General features: G+C 66.0%; 11 protein-coding genes. 8 read left to right on the top strand and 3 right to left on the bottom strand.

The window, feature by feature from the left end; all coding sequences use genetic code 11:
• The first annotated feature begins 7 nt into the window (after nucleotides 1–7).
• On the top strand, nucleotides 8–2,365 hold the full coding sequence (gene parC / locus CLU86_RS12300) for a DNA topoisomerase IV subunit A (protein WP_099741796.1): 2,358 nt from the start codon (nucleotides 8–10) through the stop codon (nucleotides 2,363–2,365).
• A 72-nt stretch (nucleotides 2,366–2,437) separates the two neighbouring features.
• Here the strand turns inward: parC and CLU86_RS12295 are convergent, their stop codons facing one another.
• Nucleotides 2,438–2,896, bottom strand: a complete 459-nt coding sequence (locus CLU86_RS12295; protein ID WP_099741795.1) for a RidA family protein — start codon at nucleotides 2,894–2,896, stop codon at nucleotides 2,438–2,440.
• Between the two features lie 321 nt (nucleotides 2,897–3,217).
• Between CLU86_RS12295 and CLU86_RS12290 the strand changes: the two genes are divergently transcribed.
• The 4 genes from CLU86_RS12290 (at nucleotide 3,218) to CLU86_RS12275 (ending at nucleotide 8,559) form a co-directional block, all read left to right on the top strand.
• The gene (locus CLU86_RS12290; RefSeq protein WP_233195275.1) at nucleotides 3,218–5,797 is read left to right on the top strand and encodes a DNA internalization-related competence protein ComEC/Rec2; all 2,580 of its coding nucleotides are present in this window, start codon (nucleotides 3,218–3,220) and stop codon (nucleotides 5,795–5,797) included.
• 143 nt (nucleotides 5,798–5,940) lie between these two features.
• Nucleotides 5,941–7,398 carry a circularly permuted type 2 ATP-grasp protein gene (locus CLU86_RS12285; RefSeq protein ID WP_099741793.1) on the top strand — a complete coding sequence of 486 codons (1,458 nt, stop codon included), beginning with the start codon at nucleotides 5,941–5,943 and terminating at the stop codon, nucleotides 7,396–7,398.
• Nucleotides 7,399–7,450: 52 nt separating this feature from the next.
• A complete protein-coding gene (locus CLU86_RS12280) occupies nucleotides 7,451–7,606 on the top strand; it encodes an alpha-E domain-containing protein (RefSeq protein WP_099741792.1) in 156 nt (51 codons plus the stop codon).
• Nucleotides 7,600–8,559 (top strand): alpha-E domain-containing protein, encoded by a 960-nt coding sequence (locus CLU86_RS12275; RefSeq protein WP_099656320.1) that lies wholly within the window; start codon nucleotides 7,600–7,602, stop codon nucleotides 8,557–8,559. Before CLU86_RS12280 ends, CLU86_RS12275 begins: the two co-directional genes overlap by 7 nt.
• A gap of 25 nt (nucleotides 8,560–8,584) precedes the next feature.
• Here the strand turns inward: CLU86_RS12275 and CLU86_RS12270 are convergent, their stop codons facing one another.
• Together CLU86_RS12270 and CLU86_RS12265 are read right to left on the bottom strand one after the other, a co-directional pair.
• The gene (locus CLU86_RS12270; protein WP_099741791.1) at nucleotides 8,585–8,938 is read right to left on the bottom strand and encodes a VF530 family DNA-binding protein; all 354 of its coding nucleotides are present in this window, start codon (nucleotides 8,936–8,938) and stop codon (nucleotides 8,585–8,587) included.
• Between the two features lie 55 nt (nucleotides 8,939–8,993).
• Nucleotides 8,994–9,923, bottom strand: a complete 930-nt coding sequence (locus CLU86_RS12265; RefSeq protein ID WP_099741790.1) for a LysR family transcriptional regulator — start codon at nucleotides 9,921–9,923, stop codon at nucleotides 8,994–8,996.
• 199 nt (nucleotides 9,924–10,122) lie between these two features.
• Between CLU86_RS12265 and CLU86_RS12260 the strand changes: the two genes are divergently transcribed.
• The 3 genes from CLU86_RS12260 (at nucleotide 10,123) to CLU86_RS12250 (ending at nucleotide 15,848) form a co-directional block, all read left to right on the top strand.
• Nucleotides 10,123–10,995: an alpha/beta hydrolase gene (locus CLU86_RS12260; protein ID WP_099656317.1), complete on the top strand. Its 873-nt coding sequence runs from the start codon at nucleotides 10,123–10,125 to the stop codon at nucleotides 10,993–10,995.
• A gap of 311 nt (nucleotides 10,996–11,306) precedes the next feature.
• Nucleotides 11,307–12,569 carry an efflux RND transporter periplasmic adaptor subunit gene (locus CLU86_RS12255; protein WP_099743541.1) on the top strand — a complete coding sequence of 421 codons (1,263 nt, stop codon included), beginning with the start codon at nucleotides 11,307–11,309 and terminating at the stop codon, nucleotides 12,567–12,569.
• Nucleotides 12,570–12,605: 36 nt separating this feature from the next.
• A complete protein-coding gene (locus CLU86_RS12250) occupies nucleotides 12,606–15,848 on the top strand; it encodes an efflux RND transporter permease subunit (RefSeq protein WP_099741789.1) in 3,243 nt (1,080 codons plus the stop codon).
• Nucleotides 15,849–15,940: the final 92 nt, after the last annotated feature.

Below are 15,940 nucleotides of genomic sequence, written 5' to 3'. Positions count from 1 at the left end.
CTAACGAATGAGCGACCAACCCACTTTAGATTTCACCACCGCAGGCGACGACGGGGGCGACTCCCTGGGCCTGGCGGGCTACGCCCAGCGCGCCTACCTGGAATACGCGCTGTCGGTCGTCAAGGGCCGTGCGCTGCCCGATGTGTGCGATGGCCTCAAGCCCGTGCAGCGGCGCATTCTGTATTCAATGGACCGCATGGGCCTGGGCTACAGCGGCCCCACGCGCAGCGCGGCGGCCAAGCCCGTCAAGAGCGCCCGCGTGGTGGGCGATGTGCTGGGCCGCTTCCACCCGCACGGTGACCAGTCGGCCTACGACGCGCTGGTGCGCATGGCGCAGGACTTTGCCCAGCGCTACCCGCTGATCGACGGCCAAGGCAACTTCGGCAGCCGTGACGGCGACGGCGCTGCTGCCATGCGCTACACCGAGGCCCGCCTGTCGCGCATCACCAGCCTGCTGCTGGATGAGATCGACGAAGGCACCGTGGATTTCATGCCCAACTACGACGGCAGCACCGAGGAGCCGCGCCAGCTGCCCGCTCGCCTGCCATTTGCGTTGCTCAACGGCGCCAGCGGCATTGCCGTGGGCCTGGCCACCGAAATCCCCAGCCACAACCTGCGCGAGATCGCCGACGCCTGCGTTGCGCTCATCAAGACGCCGTCGCTGAGCCAGGAAGAACTGCTGGCCCTGGTGCCCGGCCCGGACTACCCCGGCGGCGGCCAGATCATCAGCAGCGCGGGCGACATTGCCGATGCCTATCGCACGGGCCGGGGCAGCCTCAAGGTGCGTGCGCGCTGGAAGATCGAAGACATGGCGCGTGGCCAGTGGCAGCTGGTGGTCAACGAGTTGCCACCCGGCGTGAGCACGCAAAAGGTGCTCGAAGAGATCGAGGAAATCACCAACCCCAAGGTCAAGGCGGGCAAGAAGGCCCTGAGCCAGGACCAGACTCAGCTCAAAGCCAGCATGCTGGCCGTGCTGGACGTGGTGCGTGACGAGTCGAGCAAAGACGCCCCTGTGCGCCTGGTGTTCGAGCCCAAAACAGGCAAGACCCCGCAGCAGGAGCTGATCACCGCGCTGCTGGCCCACACCAGCCTCGAATCCTCGGCCCCCATCAACCTCACGATGGTGGGGCTCGATGGCCGACCCACCCAAAAATCCCTGCGGCAGATGCTGGAAGAGTGGATTGCCTTCCGCCAGACCACCATCACCCGCCGCACCCAGCACCGTTTGAACAAGGTGCTGGAACGCATTCACATCCTCGAAGGGCGGCAACTGGTGCTGCTCAACATCGACGAGGTGATCGCCATCATCCGCCACGCCGAGGAGCCCAAGGCGGCGCTGATTGCGCGCTTCAACCTCAGCGACCGGCAGGCCGAAGACATTCTTGAAATCCGCCTGCGCCAGCTCGCCCGGCTCGAAGCCATCAAGATCGAGCAGGATCTGAAAGAGCTGCGCGAAAGCCAGGGCAAGCTCGAAGACATCCTGAACAACCCCGGCTCGCTGCGCCGCACCATGGTCAAAGAGATTGAGGCGGACGCCAAGACCTTTGCCGACCCCCGCCGCACCCTGATCCAGGCCGAGAAGAAGGCTGTGGCCGAAGTCAAGGTGGTGGACGAGCCTGTAACGGTGGTCGTCTCGCAAAAAGGCTGGGTGCGCGCCCGCACCGGCCATGGCCACGAGGCCGCGAGCTTTGCCTTCAAGGCGGGCGACGGGCTGTATGGCACGTTCGAATGCCGCACGGTCGATACCCTGCTGGCCTTTGGCAGCAACGGCCGCGTGTACTCGGTGGCCGTGTCGCTGCTGCCCGGTGCGCGCGGTGACGGCCAGCCGGTGACCACGCTCATCGAGCTGGAAACTGGCACGCAGGTGCTGCACTACTTTGCCGGGCCTGCCAACGCCACGCTGCTCTTGTCCAACTCAGGCGGCTATGGCTTTTTGGCAGCGGTCGAGAACATGGTGTCGCGCCAAAAGGGCGGCAAGGCCTTCCTCACGCTGGGCGAGGGCGAAACCGTGTGCGTGCCATCGCACGCCACAGGCACCACGGGCAGCAAGCCGGTGCTGCCCGCCACGCATGTGGCTTGCGCCTCCACGGGCGGGCGCATCCTCACGTTCGAGATCACCGAGCTGAAAACCATGGCCAACGGCGGCCGGGGCCTGATGCTGATCGACCTGGAAGACAAAGACCAGCTCGCAGGCGCTGCAGCCTACACGCGCAGCATTCGCCTCGACGGTATCGGCCGGGGCGGCAAGGTGCGCGATGAGACGCTGGAGATTCGCAGCCTGAACAACGCCCGTGCCGCGCGCGGCCGCAAGGGCAAGGCGGCAGACCTGGGCTTCAAGCCCAACGCGGTGACCCGCGTGGAGTGACGCGCGCTGGCCTGAAAGTAAAAAAGCCAACCGTCGCCGGTTGGCTTTTTTGTTGTGCGCAGTAGCTCGGTATCAAGCCAGTTCGGCAATCAGTTCAATCTCCACGCAAGCGCCCATGGGCACTTGGGCCACGCCAAAGGCGCTGCGGGCGTGCACGCCCTTGTCGCCAAACACCTGGCCCAGCAGCTCGCTGGCACCGTTGGTCACCAGGTGTTGCTCGGTGAAGTCGCCGGTCGAGTTGACCAGGCTCATCACCTTGACGATGCGCTGAATGCGGTTGAGGTCACCGCCCGTGGCCACGTGCAGTGTGCCCATCAGGTCGATGGCCACGGCGCGTGCGGCCAGCTTGCCTTCTTCGGTGGTGATGTTCTTGCCAAACTGCGCGGCCCAGGGCTTGCCGTCCTTGCGGGCGATGTGGCCGGAGAGGAACACCAGGTTGCCCGTTTGCACATAAGGCACGTAGGCGGCTGCGGGGGCCGACACGGGGGGCAGGGTGATGTTGAGTTCTTTCAGTTTGTCGTAAACGCTCATGGTGGACTTCCTTGGTTGCTGTGCGCCATCGGCGCGGGAAAACGGTGCGAGAAATAAAGGCCCAGTGCTGGCAATGCCTGCACCGGGCTGCGGCGCCAAGTGTTACACAGCCGTGGCTGTGCACCGTGCGCGCGGGGCTGCTGCAAGGCGCATTAGCATCAGCCCATGTTTGCCATAAGTCCTTCTAATGTCCCGCCGCCGCTGCCCCGTGAGGTGGGCGAGGGCGATGGCGGCGCCACGGGGCAAGGGGCGCACGGCGGGCATGGAGAGCATGAGGGCCACGATGATTCGCGCCAGCCTTGGCGCTTGTCTGCGGTGCTCATGGGTGTGGTGGTGGGATCAGCCCTGCAACTGTGGCAACCCGTGCTGTGGCCTGTGGCGGTGTATGGCTGGGCTTTGCTGGGGGCCCTGGGGGCGGGCGCCGCCGTGGTGTGGCGCAAATCCCTGCGCAGGCGATGGCTTGGCAGGGCTTTGCGCCCAGGGCCTGCAGGTGCTTTGGGGGCTGTGGGGGCGGCGCCCAGGTGGCAGGCGGGGTGGTGGGTGGCTGCCCTGGCTTGGGGGTTGGTGGCTGCCTTTGCCCTGTGTGGCTTGCGGGCCAGCTTGTTTGCCGGGGAGGGCCTGCCTGCGGCCCTGGAGGGGCAGGACCTGCGCATCACCGCCGTGGTGGCGGCCATGCCCCAGCGCAGCGAGGCCGGGGTGCGCCTGCGGCTGGAGGTGGAGTCGGCCGAATGGGCGACGGTGCCTGGGACGCCGGGCAAGGCCCGTCCACCCGATCGGCAGGGCGCTGCGCCGCAGGTGCCCGCATTGATCGATGTGTCTTGGTACGGCGGCGCGCTGCGTGACGCGCAGGGCCTGGCCGATCTGCAGCGCCAGCCGCCCGAGTTGCGCGCGGGCGAGCGCTGGCGCATGACGGTGCGCCTGAAGGCCCCCCACGGCCTGCGCAACCCGCACGGTTTTGACTACGAGCTGTGGCTGTGGGAGCAGGGCGTGCAGGCCACAGGCTACGTCCGTGGCGGGCCTAAGGACCCGCCCCCAGAGCGGCTGGCCAGCACCTGGCGCCACCCGGTGGAGCAGTGGCGCCAGTCGGTGCGCGACGCCATCGTGCAGCGCCTGGCAGGCAGCCCCGTGGGGGATGAGGATGCCCCGAGTGCGCTGGGTGCGCCTGCCGCAGCGCGTGTGTCTGGCGTGGTGGCTGCGCTGGTCACTGGCGACCAGCGGGCCATTGACCGTGCCGATTGGGACATCTTCCGCGCCACTGGCGTGGCCCATTTGATGAGCATCTCGGGCCTGCACATCACTTTGTTTGCCTGGCTGGCTGCGGCCGTGGTGGGGGCGCTGTGGCGGCGTTCGCGGCGCCTGTGCCTGGCCGTGCCTGCCCCTACGGCGGCCCTGGTGTGTGGCGTGGTGCTGGCGGGCGGCTACGCCTTGTTCAGCGGCTGGGGTGTGCCCGCCCAGCGCACGGTGACCATGCTGGCCGTGGTGGCGGCCCTGCAGCTCAGTGGCCGCCGCTGGCCCTGGCCGCAGGTGTGGCTGCTGGCCTGTGCTGCCGTGGTGCTGACGGACCCCTGGGCGCTGTGGCAGGCGGGGTTTTGGCTGAGCTTTGTGGCGGTGGGGGTGTTGTTTGCTACTGATTTTGTAGCTGCTAGCGCTTATCCTAAAAGCGCTAGAGGCCATTTTTATGCATTATTGCGAGAGCAGTGGGTGGTGACGCTGGCGCTCACGCCGCTGAGCCTGCTGCTGTTTGGCCAGGTGTCGGTGGTGGGGTTTGCGGCCAATTTGCTGGCCATACCCTGGGTCACGCTGGTGGTCACGCCCCTGGCGCTGGCCGGGGTGGTGTGGGCGCCGCTGTGGTCGCTGGCGGCGTGGGCCTTGCAGCCCCTGGCCGCGGGGCTGCAGTGGCTGGCCAGTTGGCCCTGGGCCGTGGTGTTCTTGCCTGCTGCGCCGTTATGGGCTGGCGCTTTGGCTTTGCTGGGTGGCTGTTTGTTGGCCATGCGCCTGCCCTGGCCGTTGCGTCTGTGGGCGCTGCCCTTGCTGGTGCCGCTGCTGTGCTGGCAGGCGCCCCGGCCTGCGGTGGGCCAGTTTGAGCTGCTGGCGCCCGACATTGGCCAGGGCAACGCGGTGCTGGTGCGCACGGCCACGCACACCTTGCTGTACGACGCAGGCCCGCGCTTCAGCCGCGAGAGCGATGCGGGCCACCGCGTGCTGGTGCCGCTGCTGCGGGCATTGGGCGAGCGGGTGGATGTGCTCATGCTCAGCCACCGCGATGCTGACCACACCGGGGGTGCGGCTGCCGTGCTGGCCCAGCAGCCCGCAGCGGCGTTGACGGGCTCGATCGAAGCCGAGCATGCGCTGCAGGCCCTGCGCCCGGCCACCCCTTGTGTGGCCGGGCAGCGCTGGGAGTGGGATGGCGTGGCGTTGGAGGTGCTGCACCCCACGGGCGCCGAGCTGGACCGCAGCGACCACCTTGATCGCCCCATTAGCCCTGTACGCCCCAACACCCTGAGCTGTGTGCTGCGGGTGAGCAGTGCCGCAGGCGTGCCGGGCGTCCAGGCCGTGGCCTTGCTGGTGGGCGACATCGAAGCCCCGCAAGAGCAGGCCCTGCTGGCCCGCGCGGCGCCCCTGAAGGCCGATGTGCTGCTGGTGCCGCACCACGGCAGCAAAACCTCGTCCAGCGGCGCGTTCCTGGATGCCGTCCAGCCTCGCACTGCTTTGGTGCAGTCTGGCTACCGCAACCGCTTTGGCCACCCCGCGCCCGAAGTGCTGCAGCGCTATGCCCAGCGCAATGTGCCGGTGGTGGAGTCTGCCCGCTGCGGCGCGGCGAGCTGGTCGTCTGCGCAGCCCCAGGCCGTGGCCTGTGAGCGCGACACCGGGCGCCGGTATTGGCAGCACGCTGTGCCCTGAGAACAGGTTCTGAGAGATCGCCCAAGGGATTGGGCGCGCAACGGCGTTCGCCTTCGACCCTTGTCAGGGTTTGTGCTGGTTTCGGGGCATCCAGCCGAGAGTCGGGCGCACAACTTGCTATCCTGACCGCAGGAGGCCAGTTCATGCAGAAATTTGACGAGATGTACGCCACGCTTCCTTATGCAGGCAGCGATGTGCGCGAACACTACAAGCGCTATGCGCAGTGGTTGTCCCAACAGCCCCCTGACGTGATGCAGGCCCGCCGGGCCGAAGCCGAAATGATCTTCCGGCGCGTGGGCATCACCTTCGCCGTCTATGGCGCCAAGGACGAGGGCGGCGCGGGCAACGAACGGCTCATCCCGTTCGACCTCATCCCCCGCATCATTCCTGCGCACGAATGGAGCAGCATGCAGCAGGGCCTGGTGCAGCGGGTCACTGCGCTCAACCGCTTCATCCATGACGTCTACCACGGGCAAGACATCATCCGCGCGGGCATCGTGCCTGCCGACCTGATCCTCAACAACGCCCAATACCGCCCCGAAATGGCCGGCGTGCAGGTGCCGCAGAACATCTACGCGCACATTGCAGGCATCGACATCGTGCGTGCGCCCGATGCCCAGGGCAAGGGCGAGTACTACGTGCTCGAAGACAACCTGCGCGTGCCCAGCGGCGTGAGCTACATGCTCGAAAACCGCAAGATGATGATGCGGCTGTTCCCCGAGCTGTTCAGCCAGTACAAGGTGGCGCCGGTGGCGCATTACCCCGACATGCTGCTGGACACCCTGCGCGCCAGCGCCCCCGCCACGGCGGACGACCCCACCGTGGTGGTGCTCACGCCGGGCATGCACAACAGCGCGTACTTTGAGCACGCCTTCCTGGCCCAGCAAATGGGCGTGGAGCTGGTGGAAGGGCAAGACCTGGTGGTGCGCGACAAGTTCGTCTACATGCGCACCACGCGCGGCCTGCAGCGGGTGGACGTGATCTACCGCCGTGTGGACGACGACTTCCTTGACCCTCAGGTCTTCCGGCCCAAGTCCACCCTGGGTTGCTACGGCCTGATGGAGGCGTATCGCGCTGGCAACGTGGCCATCTGCAACGCCGTGGGCACCGGCGTGGCCGACGACAAATCGGTCTACCCCTATGTGCCCGAGATGATTCGCTTCTACCTGGGCCAGGAACCCATCCTGAAAAACGTGCCCACCTGGATGTGCCGCAAGCAGGACGACCTGCAGTACGTGCTGGCAAACCTCAAGGACCTGGTGGTCAAGGAAGTGCACGGCGCGGGCGGCTACGGCATGCTCATCGGCCCTGCCGCCACGCAGGCCGAGATCGAAGCCTTTCGCGGTGCCCTGCTGGCCAACCCGGCAGGCTACATCGCGCAGCCCACGCTCAGCCTGTCGAGCTGCCCCACCTTTGTGGACAGCGGCATTGCCCCACGCCATATCGACCTGCGCCCCTTCGTGCTCAGCGGGCGCGAAGTGCAGATGGTGGCCGGAGGCCTCACGCGCGTGGCCTTGCAAGAGGGCTCACTCGTGGTCAATTCGTCACAAGGCGGCGGCACCAAAGACACCTGGGTGCTGGGAAATGGAGGGACTGAATGATGCTGAGCTTTAGCCCTATTACCGACTTGCCCTGCTCGATCAAGGAGGCCGCATGCTGAGCCGCACTGCCGACCATCTGTTCTGGATGTCTCGCTATACCGAGCGGGCAGAAAAGCGTGCCGCAGGCGCGCTTTCAACACAACACCGCGCGCGTGCGCAGCACGTGCGGGGTTCTCTGCCCTGCTCGATCAAGGAGGCCGCATGCTGAGCCGCACTGCCGACCATCTGTTCTGGATGTCTCGCTACACAGAGCGGGCAGAGAACACCGCCCGCATGCTCAACGTGAGCTACGACACCTCGCTCTTGCCCCAGGCTGCCGAGGCCGCGCAAGAGGGGTGGGAGGGCTTGCTGTCCATCAGCGAACTGATCCCTGCCTACACCACCAAGCATGGCGAGGTGACGCCCGAGCGTGTGCTGGAGTTCATGGTGCGTGATGGCAACAACCCATCGTCCATCGTGTCGTGCCTGCGCGCAGCGCGCGAAAACGCACGGGCCGTGCGCGGTGCCTTGACCACCGAGGTCTGGGAAACCATCAACCAGACCTGGCTGGAGCTGCACCGCCAGCTGGAAGGCAATGCGTTTGAGCGCGACCCGGGGCAGTTTTTTGAATGGGTCAAATACCGCTCGCACCTCTCACGCGGCGTGACGCTGGGCACCATGCTGCAAGACGAGGCGTTTCACTTTCTGCGCATGGGTACGTTCCTGGAGCGGGCCGACAACACAGCGCGTTTGCTGGATGTGAAATTCCACGCTGTGCAGAACGACTTCTTTGGCCGCGCCAGCGAGCGCAACCAGGAGAACGACTTCTACCACTGGAGCGCTATCTTGCGCAGCGTCTCGGCGTTTGAGGTGTACCGCAAGGTGTACCGCGACGTGATCACGCCCGGGCGGGTGGCGGACTTGCTGATCTTGCGGCGCGACATGCCCCGCTCGCTGCACGCCAGCCTGCATGAAGTGGTGGAGAACCTGAGCGTGCTGGCCAACGACCACTCGTCAGAAACCCAGCGCCGCGCAGGCCGTCTGCTGGCCGATCTGCAATATGGCCGCATCGACGAGATCCTGTCGCAGGGCCTGCATGCCTTCCTGACCCAGTTCCTCGACAAGGTGAACGAGTTGGGCGCGGGCATCAGCCGCGACTTTTTGGTGGCGGTCAGCGACTGAGGCTGACCACTGCGCCAGGCGCGGTTTACCCGTTGCGCCGTTGCTGGCGCAGCATGAAAAGGTAGAGGCTCTCTACCTTTTCCCGCGCCCACGGCGTCTTGCGCAAAAACTTCAGGCTGGAGCTGACGCTGGGGTCGCTTTGAAAGCAGCGCACCGGCACCAGTCGGCCCAGCTCTGCCCAGCCATAGTGGTCTGACAGTGCCACCACGATGGCCTCCAGCGTGATGCCATGCAAGGGATTGCGCGCCTGCTTGGCGGGTGGGGCAGGAGCGGCCACCGTGGGCTCTGGGGTGGTGGAGGGGGCGGCCACGGGGCTGGTGCCGTCTGGCGCGTCAGTGCTGTGGGGCTGCGGCCCCTGGGGCGCTTGGGGTGTGTTCATAGGCCCAGAGCATAAAGCGACTGGATGCTGTGGGCACCGGCCTTTGAACAGGTTCTCACGCCGAAGGCGATTCGGTGCGCTGCATGTAAGGTTCGCGCTGAAACAGCTCTGCGGCCCAGTCCACAAACGCGCGCACCTTGGCGCTGAGGTGCCGGTTGGGCGGGTACACCACATAGACGGGCAGCAAGGGCTGGGTCCACTCAGGCAGCAGTTGCACCAGCGCACCGCTTTGCAAGTGCCGCTGCGCCTGAAAGCTGGTGATCTGCGCGATGCCCAGGCCTTGCACCGCTGCAGACACATAGGCATTGGCCTCGTTCACGCTGACCTGGTACGGCCCGTGGATGTCGATGGACTCGGTGCCCTTGCGGAACTCCAGCGGGTAGTGCCGCCCAGACTGGGGCGAGAAATACAGCAGGCTGGAGTGCTTTTCTTCGACTTCCAGGGGGTGCGCGGGCGTGCCTTTGCGCGCCAGGTAGTCGGGCGACGCTACGGTGAGGAACTCCAGGTTGCCGATGCGCCGCGCCACCAGCGACTGGTCGCTCAGCGCCCCGCCGCGAATGACGCAGTCCACGTTGTCACCAATCAGGTCCACCGTGCGGTCGCTCACGCCCAGGTCCAGCTGGATGTCGGGGTAGCGGGCCTGGAACTCGGCCAGGTGCGGAATGATGAGCAACTGCGCCACCGAGGTGCCCACGTCTACCCGCAACCGCCCAAGCGGGTTGGCGCGGGCGTTGGTCATGCTGGCTTCGATGTCGTCCAGGTCGGCCAGCAGGCGCACCGTACGCTCGTAGTAAGCGGCGCCGTCGGCAGTCACTGTCACGCGGCGCGTGGTGCGGTTGAGCAGCTTCACGCGCAGTCGCTCCTCCAGCGCCTGCACATGCTTGGTGACGGTGGCTTTGGGCAGCGACAAAGAGTCGGCTGCCCGCGTGAATGTGCCTGCTTCTACGACACGGGTGAATATGCGCATGGCCTGAATTTGGTCCATGGCCCCTCCTCGAAACGGGTTGATCAGCCCCCGCAGAACTTTGTTCTGCGGGGGCTGAAGAATTCTCACACGCAACCTATGGCTTGATTGTTGAGCTTTTGGAAACACTGCGGTGGTGTTTGCCGGGTTTATCAGGTGCTGCTGTGTCGGTACATTTCAACCATCCCAAGATTTAGGGTCCCCTTTCCGGGGCCATGCCATGCAACCCGACGCCCCCCGTCCCGCCCCGCAGTCCAAGCCAGCCGCCGCACCCAAGGTGCAGCCAGCCGCAGCGCGTTGTGTCGATAGCGCCATTGAACTGGCTGCCGGCCAAAGCGTGGCGGTGCGCATGTACGGCCGCAAGAAGACGGGCCAGACCTCGCCAGTGGTGGTGCACTTTCATGGCGGAGCCTTTGTGTCGGGTGACCTGGACAATGGCTGCACCGTGGGTGGCCTGCTGGAAGGCGCTGGCGCCGTGGTGGTGTCGGTGGCTTATCCGCTCACTCCGTTTCCACAACCCGTGGACACCGGCTACGACGTACTCAAGTGGGTGCACCGCAACCGCACCAAGCTGGGCGGACAGGGCGCGCTGGTGTACCTGGCAGGCGAAGAGGCTGGTGGCAACCTGGCTGCTGCCGTGGCCCTGATGGCGCGTGACCAGTCCCACCCTCCGCTGGCTGGGAAAATTTTGCTCTCGCCCATGCTCGACCCCTGCGTGGGCACAGCCTCGCAGCGGCAGGTGACAGGTGACGCGGTGGACTGCAAGTGGGTGGAGGGCTGGCGCAACTTCCTGCGCTGCCCACGCGATGCCGAGCACCCCTACGCGGTACCGGCTTCTGCGCACCGCCTGGCAGGCTTGCCTCCCACGCTGATTTTGGTGGGTGACACCGACCCCATGCACGACGAGGCCCTGGCCTATGCCGCCCGGCTGCGCGCCGCAGGCTTGGTGGTGACGCAGCATGTGTTTGCCAAAGCCGAGAAATGGCCTGAGCCTTTGCTGGAGACTGGCCCGCACGAATGCCCTTGCGCCGGTGCGGTGCAAGAGGAGTTCCGGCGGTTTTTTGAAGCCACCCGATGTCGGGCCCCGTCCTGACACAGATCGCACCGATGACCTTGACCCCTTGACCGGCGCTTGATCGCCGCTGGCCCAGCCTGCTTGCAGAGCTGGCTGGGCGCAGCCTTGCCCTTGGATTTCGCAACCTATTTTGAATCTGGCCCGAAGTGCCGGAGGGATGTGCTTTGCCTGGATTTTTGTGCTTTGCAGCGCTCTCCTGTATGGGGCGTTTGAGACAGCTCCGAATGGCGCTGAGAGCCTTTTGAGCCCTGCGGGCCCGCCACCAGCGGCATGCCCGGCAGACCTGGACAGACCTGATGAACCGAATCAATGACACGGAGGAAAACACCATGAACAACGCACTTCTCTCTTCGCCCCGCCGCCGCTGGTGGGCCACGGCAGGCGCCATTGCGGCGGCTGTGGCTGTGGGGGGCACGGCCTTGGGCCTGCAAGACTCGCACGCTGAATCGCCCACGGCAGGGGCCGCCCCGCAGGGCGTGCCCGTGTCGGTGGCCGCTGTGCTGCAAAAAGACATAGCCCTGTGGGACGAGTTCTCGGGCCGCCTGGAGGCCGTGCAGCGCGTGGAGGTGCGCCCCCGCGTTGCGGGTGCGCTGCAGGCCGTGCACTTCAAGGAGGGGGCCCTCGTCAAGCAGGGCGACCTGCTGGTGACGGTGGACCCCGCCCCCTACGCCGCCGAGGTGGACCGCGCCGAAGCCCAGGTGGCCGCCGCGCAGGCCCGGGTGTCGTACACCCGCAGTGAGCTGGACCGCTCCACCCGTCTGCTGCAAGAAAGCGCCATCGCCCAGCGCGAGCACGACGAACGCCAGAACGCCCACCGCGAGGCCGATGCCAACCTGCGTGCTGCGCAGGCCGCATTGCAAACCGCACGCCTGAACCTGTCGTACACCCAGGTGCGCGCGCCGGTGGCGGGCCGCGTGGGCCGCATCGAAGTCACGGTGGGCAACCTGGTGTCCGCCGGTGCGGGCGCGCCGGTGCTGACATCGCTCGTCTCTGTCAGCCCCATCTACGCGAGCTTTGACACCGACGAGCAGATCGTGGTGAAGGCCCTGCAAGACCTGGGCAGCGGCGCCAAGGGGCAAAGTGCGCGCCAGTTGCTGGAGCGCATCCCCGTGCAAATGGGCACGGGCACCAGCACCAGTGGCGGCACGCCGCACGCCGGCCACCTGCAGCTGATTGACAACCAGGTGGACGCTAAGAGCGGCACCGTGCGCGTGCGTGCCGTGTTTGACAACGCCGACGGCGCACTCATCCCTGGCCAGTTTGCACGCATCCGCATGGGCCAGGCGCGCAACACGCAGGCGGTGCTCATCAACGAGCGTGCCGTGGGCACCGACCAGAGCAAGAAGTTTGTGATGGTGGTGGCCGAAGGCAACAAGGCCGAGTACCGCGAGGTGACGCTGGGCGCCCCGGTGGACGGCCTGCGCGTGGTCACCTCGGGCCTGAAGGAGGGCGAGACCATTGTGGTCAACGGCCTGCAGCGCGTGCGCCCCGGTGCTGTGCTGGCACCGCAAGCCGTGCCCATGTCGGCCAAAGCAGAGGTGCCCGGTGAGCGCAAGCAAGCCCAAGGCGCCACCAAGTCGCCCGCTGTGTGAGCGCCGCGAGTGATTTGAGCCATCAGGAATATTTGTATGAACCTGTCCCGTTTTTTCATTGACCGCCCCATCTTTGCCGGGGTGCTGTCGGTGCTCATTTTCCTGGGGGGGCTCATCGCATTGCGCGGTCTGCCCATCTCTGAGTACCCCGAGGTCGCGCCACCATCGGTGGTGGTGCGCGCCCAGTACCCAGGTGCCAACCCCAAGGTGATCGCCGAGACCGTGGCCACGCCGCTGGAGGAATCCATCAACGGTGTGGAAGGCATGCTCTACATGGGCAGCCAGGCCACGACCGATGGCGTGATGACGCTGACGGTGACCTTCAAGCTGGGCACTGACCCCGACAAGGCACAGCAGCTGGTGCAAAACCGCGTCTCGCAGGCCGAGCCGCGCTTGCCTGAGGAAGTGCGCCGCCTGGGTGTCACCACCGTCAAGAGCGCGCCTGACCTGACCATGGTGGTGCACCTGGTCTCGCCCAACAACCGCTACGACATCGACTACCTGCGCAACTACGCCGTGCTCAACGTGAAGGACCGGCTCGCCCGCATTGGCGGTGTGGGCCAGGTGCAGATCTTTGGCGGCGGCGACTATTCGATGCGTGTGTGGCTCGACCCCCAAAAGGTCGCGCAGCGCGGCCTCTCGGCCAGCGATGTGGTGTCTGCCATCCGCGGGCAAAACGTGCAAGCGGCTGCCGGTGTGGTGGGTGCTTCGCCCGGCCTGCCGGGCGTGGACCTGCAGCTGTCCATCAACGCCCAAGGCCGTTTGACGACCGAGGAAGAGTTTGGCGACATCATCGTCAAGACCAGCGCCGACGGCGCGGTGACACGCCTGCGCGACATCGCCCGCCTGGAGCTGGGTGCTGCCGACTATTCGCTGCGTTCTCTGCTCAATAACGACCCCGCCGTGGGCATGGGCGTGTTCCAGGCGCCCGGCTCCAACGCGCTCGACATCTCGGCCAATGTGCGCAAGACCATGGACGAGATCCAGAAGAACATGCCCGAAGGCGTGGAGTACCGCATTGCGTACGACCCCACACAGTTCGTGCGTGCGTCCATCAAGTCCGTCATCCAGACGCTGATCGAAGCCATCGCCCTGGTGGTGATTGTGGTGATCTTGTTCCTGCAGACCTGGCGCGCCTCCATCATCCCGCTGCTGGCCGTGCCGGTGTCGGTGGTGGGCACGTTTGCGGTGCTGCACCTGCTTGGCTTCTCTATCAACGCTTTGAGCCTGTTCGGCCTGGTGCTGGCCATCGGTATCGTGGTGGACGACGCCATCGTGGTGGTGGAGAACGTAGAGCGCAACATCGAGGCGGGCCTGACCCCGCGTGAAGCCACCTACCGCGCCATGCGTGAAGTCTCTGGCCCCATCATCGCGATTGCGCTGGTGCTGGTGGCGGTGTTCGTGCCGCTGGCCTTTATTAGCGGGCTCACGGGCCAGTTTTACCGCCAGTTTGCGGTCACCATTGCCATCTCCACGGTGATCTCGGCCATCAACTCGCTGACCTTGTCACCCGCGCTGAGCGCACTGCTGCTCAAGGGCCACCACGAGCCCAAGGACGCACTGACGCGCGGCATGGACAAGGTGCTGGGCCGCTTCTTTGGCGCCTTCAACCGCGTGTTCCAGCGCGGATCGGATGCCTACAGCGGTGGCGTCAAGCGCGTCATTGGCCGCAAGGCGCTGATGCTGGTCATTTACCTGGCCTTGGTGGGCGCCACTTGGGGCCTGTTCAAGGTAGTGCCTGGCGGCTTTGTGCCTGCGCAAGACAAGCAGTACCTGGTGGGCTTTGCCCAGCTGCCCGATGGCGCCACGCTGGACCGCACCGAAGATGTGATCCGCCGCATGGGTGAAATCGTCAAGACCAACCCCAATGTGGAAGACGCCATCGCCTTCCCGGGCCTGTCGATCAACGGCTTCACCAACAGCTCCAACTCGGGCATCGTGTTCGTCACGCTCAAGCCTTTTGCCGAGCGCACCCGCGCTGACCAAAGTGGCGGTGCCGTGGCCATGCAGTTGAACCAGGCGTTTGGCAGCATCCAGGAAGCGTTCATCGCCATGTTCCCGCCGCCACCCGTGGCAGGCCTGGGTACCACCGGCGGCTTCAAGCTGCAGATCGAAGACCGTGCCTCGCTGGGCTACGAAGCCATGGACGGCGCCGTGAAGGCCTTCATGGGCAAGGCCTACCAGACGCCCGAGCTGGCTGGGCTGTTCACCAGCTGGCAGGTCAATGTGCCGCAGCTGTACGCCAACATCGACCGCACCAAGGCGCGTCAGCTGGGCGTGCCCGTGACGGACATCTTCGATACCCTGCAGATCTACCTGGGCAGCCTGTACGCCAATGACTTCAACCAGTTTGGCCGCACCTACAGCGTGCGCGTGCAGGCCGATGCGGCCTACCGTGCGCGGGCTGAAGATGTGGCGGCGCTCAAGGTGCGCTCCAGCACGGGCGAGATGGTGCCGCTGTCTGCGCTGATGAAGATCGAGCCCAGCTTTGGCCCTGAGCGTGCCATGCGCTACAACGGCTACCTGGCCGCCGATGTGAACGGTGGCCCTGCGCCCGGTTTCTCGTCGGGCCAGGCCCGGGCCGCCATCGAGCGCATTGCAGCCGAGACGCTGCCCCAGGGCATCACGTTTGAATGGACCGAGCTGACCTACCAGGAAATCCTGGCGGGTAACTCTGCGGTGCTGGTGTTCCCGCTGGCCATCTTGCTGGTGTTCCTGGTGCTGGCTGCGCAGTACGAAAGCCTCACGCTGCCCATTGCCATCATCTTGATCGTGCCCATGGGCCTGCTGGCGGCGATGACGGGGGTGTGGCTCACCAAGGGCGACAACAACGTGTTCACGCAGATCGGGCTCATCGTGCTGGTGGGGCTATCGGCCAAGAACGCGATCCTGATCGTGGAGTTTGCGCGCGAGCTGGAGTTTGCGGGCCGCAGCCCCGTGCAGGCTGCCATTGAGGCCAGCCGGCTGCGTCTGCGCCCCATCCTCATGACCTCGCTGGCGTTTGTGATGGGCGTGCTGCCCCTGGTGCTGTCCACCGGTGCGGGCGCAGAAATGCGCAGCGCCATGGGCGTGGCCGTGTTCGCCGGGATGATTGGGGTGACAGCCTTTGGCCTGTTCCTCACACCCGTGTTCTACGTGCTGCTGCGCAAGCTGGCAGGCAACCGCCCGCTGGTGGAGCATGGCGCGCACGTGGCGCCCATCTCGCATGCTCCGCACGCCGCAGGCAGTGCCGCGCACCCCGTGCTGGCAGCGCCCCGCCACCCCCATGAAGGTGCCTGAACGCCTTTGTGCCTTTGAGCTATTTGCAATGGGCCCAGGCCCTGCGCCCAAAGCCGCCCACAGCCCTGGAAGACCGGGGCTGTGGGCCCGGC

Origin of the sequence: Acidovorax sp. 62 (genome assembly GCF_002754495.1) — a bacterium.
GTDB lineage: Bacteria > Pseudomonadota > Gammaproteobacteria > Burkholderiales > Burkholderiaceae_C > Acidovorax.
This window is presented reverse-complemented; position numbering and strand designations above follow the sequence as displayed.

Coding starts and splice junctions, on each gene's coding strand:
- CLU86_RS12280 (WP_099741792.1), top strand. CDS start 7,451: ATGCTGAGCCGCACTGCCGACCATCTGTTCTGGATGTCTCGCTATACC.
- CLU86_RS12270 (WP_099741791.1), bottom strand. CDS start 8,938: ATGAACACACCCCAAGCGCCCCAGGGGCCGCAGCCCCACAGCACTGAC.
- parC (WP_099741796.1), top strand. CDS start 8: ATGAGCGACCAACCCACTTTAGATTTCACCACCGCAGGCGACGACGGG.
- CLU86_RS12250 (WP_099741789.1), top strand. CDS start 12,606: ATGAACCTGTCCCGTTTTTTCATTGACCGCCCCATCTTTGCCGGGGTG.
- CLU86_RS12295 (WP_099741795.1), bottom strand. CDS start 2,896: ATGAGCGTTTACGACAAACTGAAAGAACTCAACATCACCCTGCCCCCC.
- CLU86_RS12265 (WP_099741790.1), bottom strand. CDS start 9,923: ATGGACCAAATTCAGGCCATGCGCATATTCACCCGTGTCGTAGAAGCA.
- CLU86_RS12260 (WP_099656317.1), top strand. CDS start 10,123: ATGCAACCCGACGCCCCCCGTCCCGCCCCGCAGTCCAAGCCAGCCGCC.
- CLU86_RS12275 (WP_099656320.1), top strand. CDS start 7,600: ATGCTGAGCCGCACTGCCGACCATCTGTTCTGGATGTCTCGCTACACA.
- CLU86_RS12290 (WP_233195275.1), top strand. CDS start 3,218: ATGGGTGTGGTGGTGGGATCAGCCCTGCAACTGTGGCAACCCGTGCTG.
- CLU86_RS12255 (WP_099743541.1), top strand. CDS start 11,307: ATGAACAACGCACTTCTCTCTTCGCCCCGCCGCCGCTGGTGGGCCACG.
- CLU86_RS12285 (WP_099741793.1), top strand. CDS start 5,941: ATGCAGAAATTTGACGAGATGTACGCCACGCTTCCTTATGCAGGCAGC.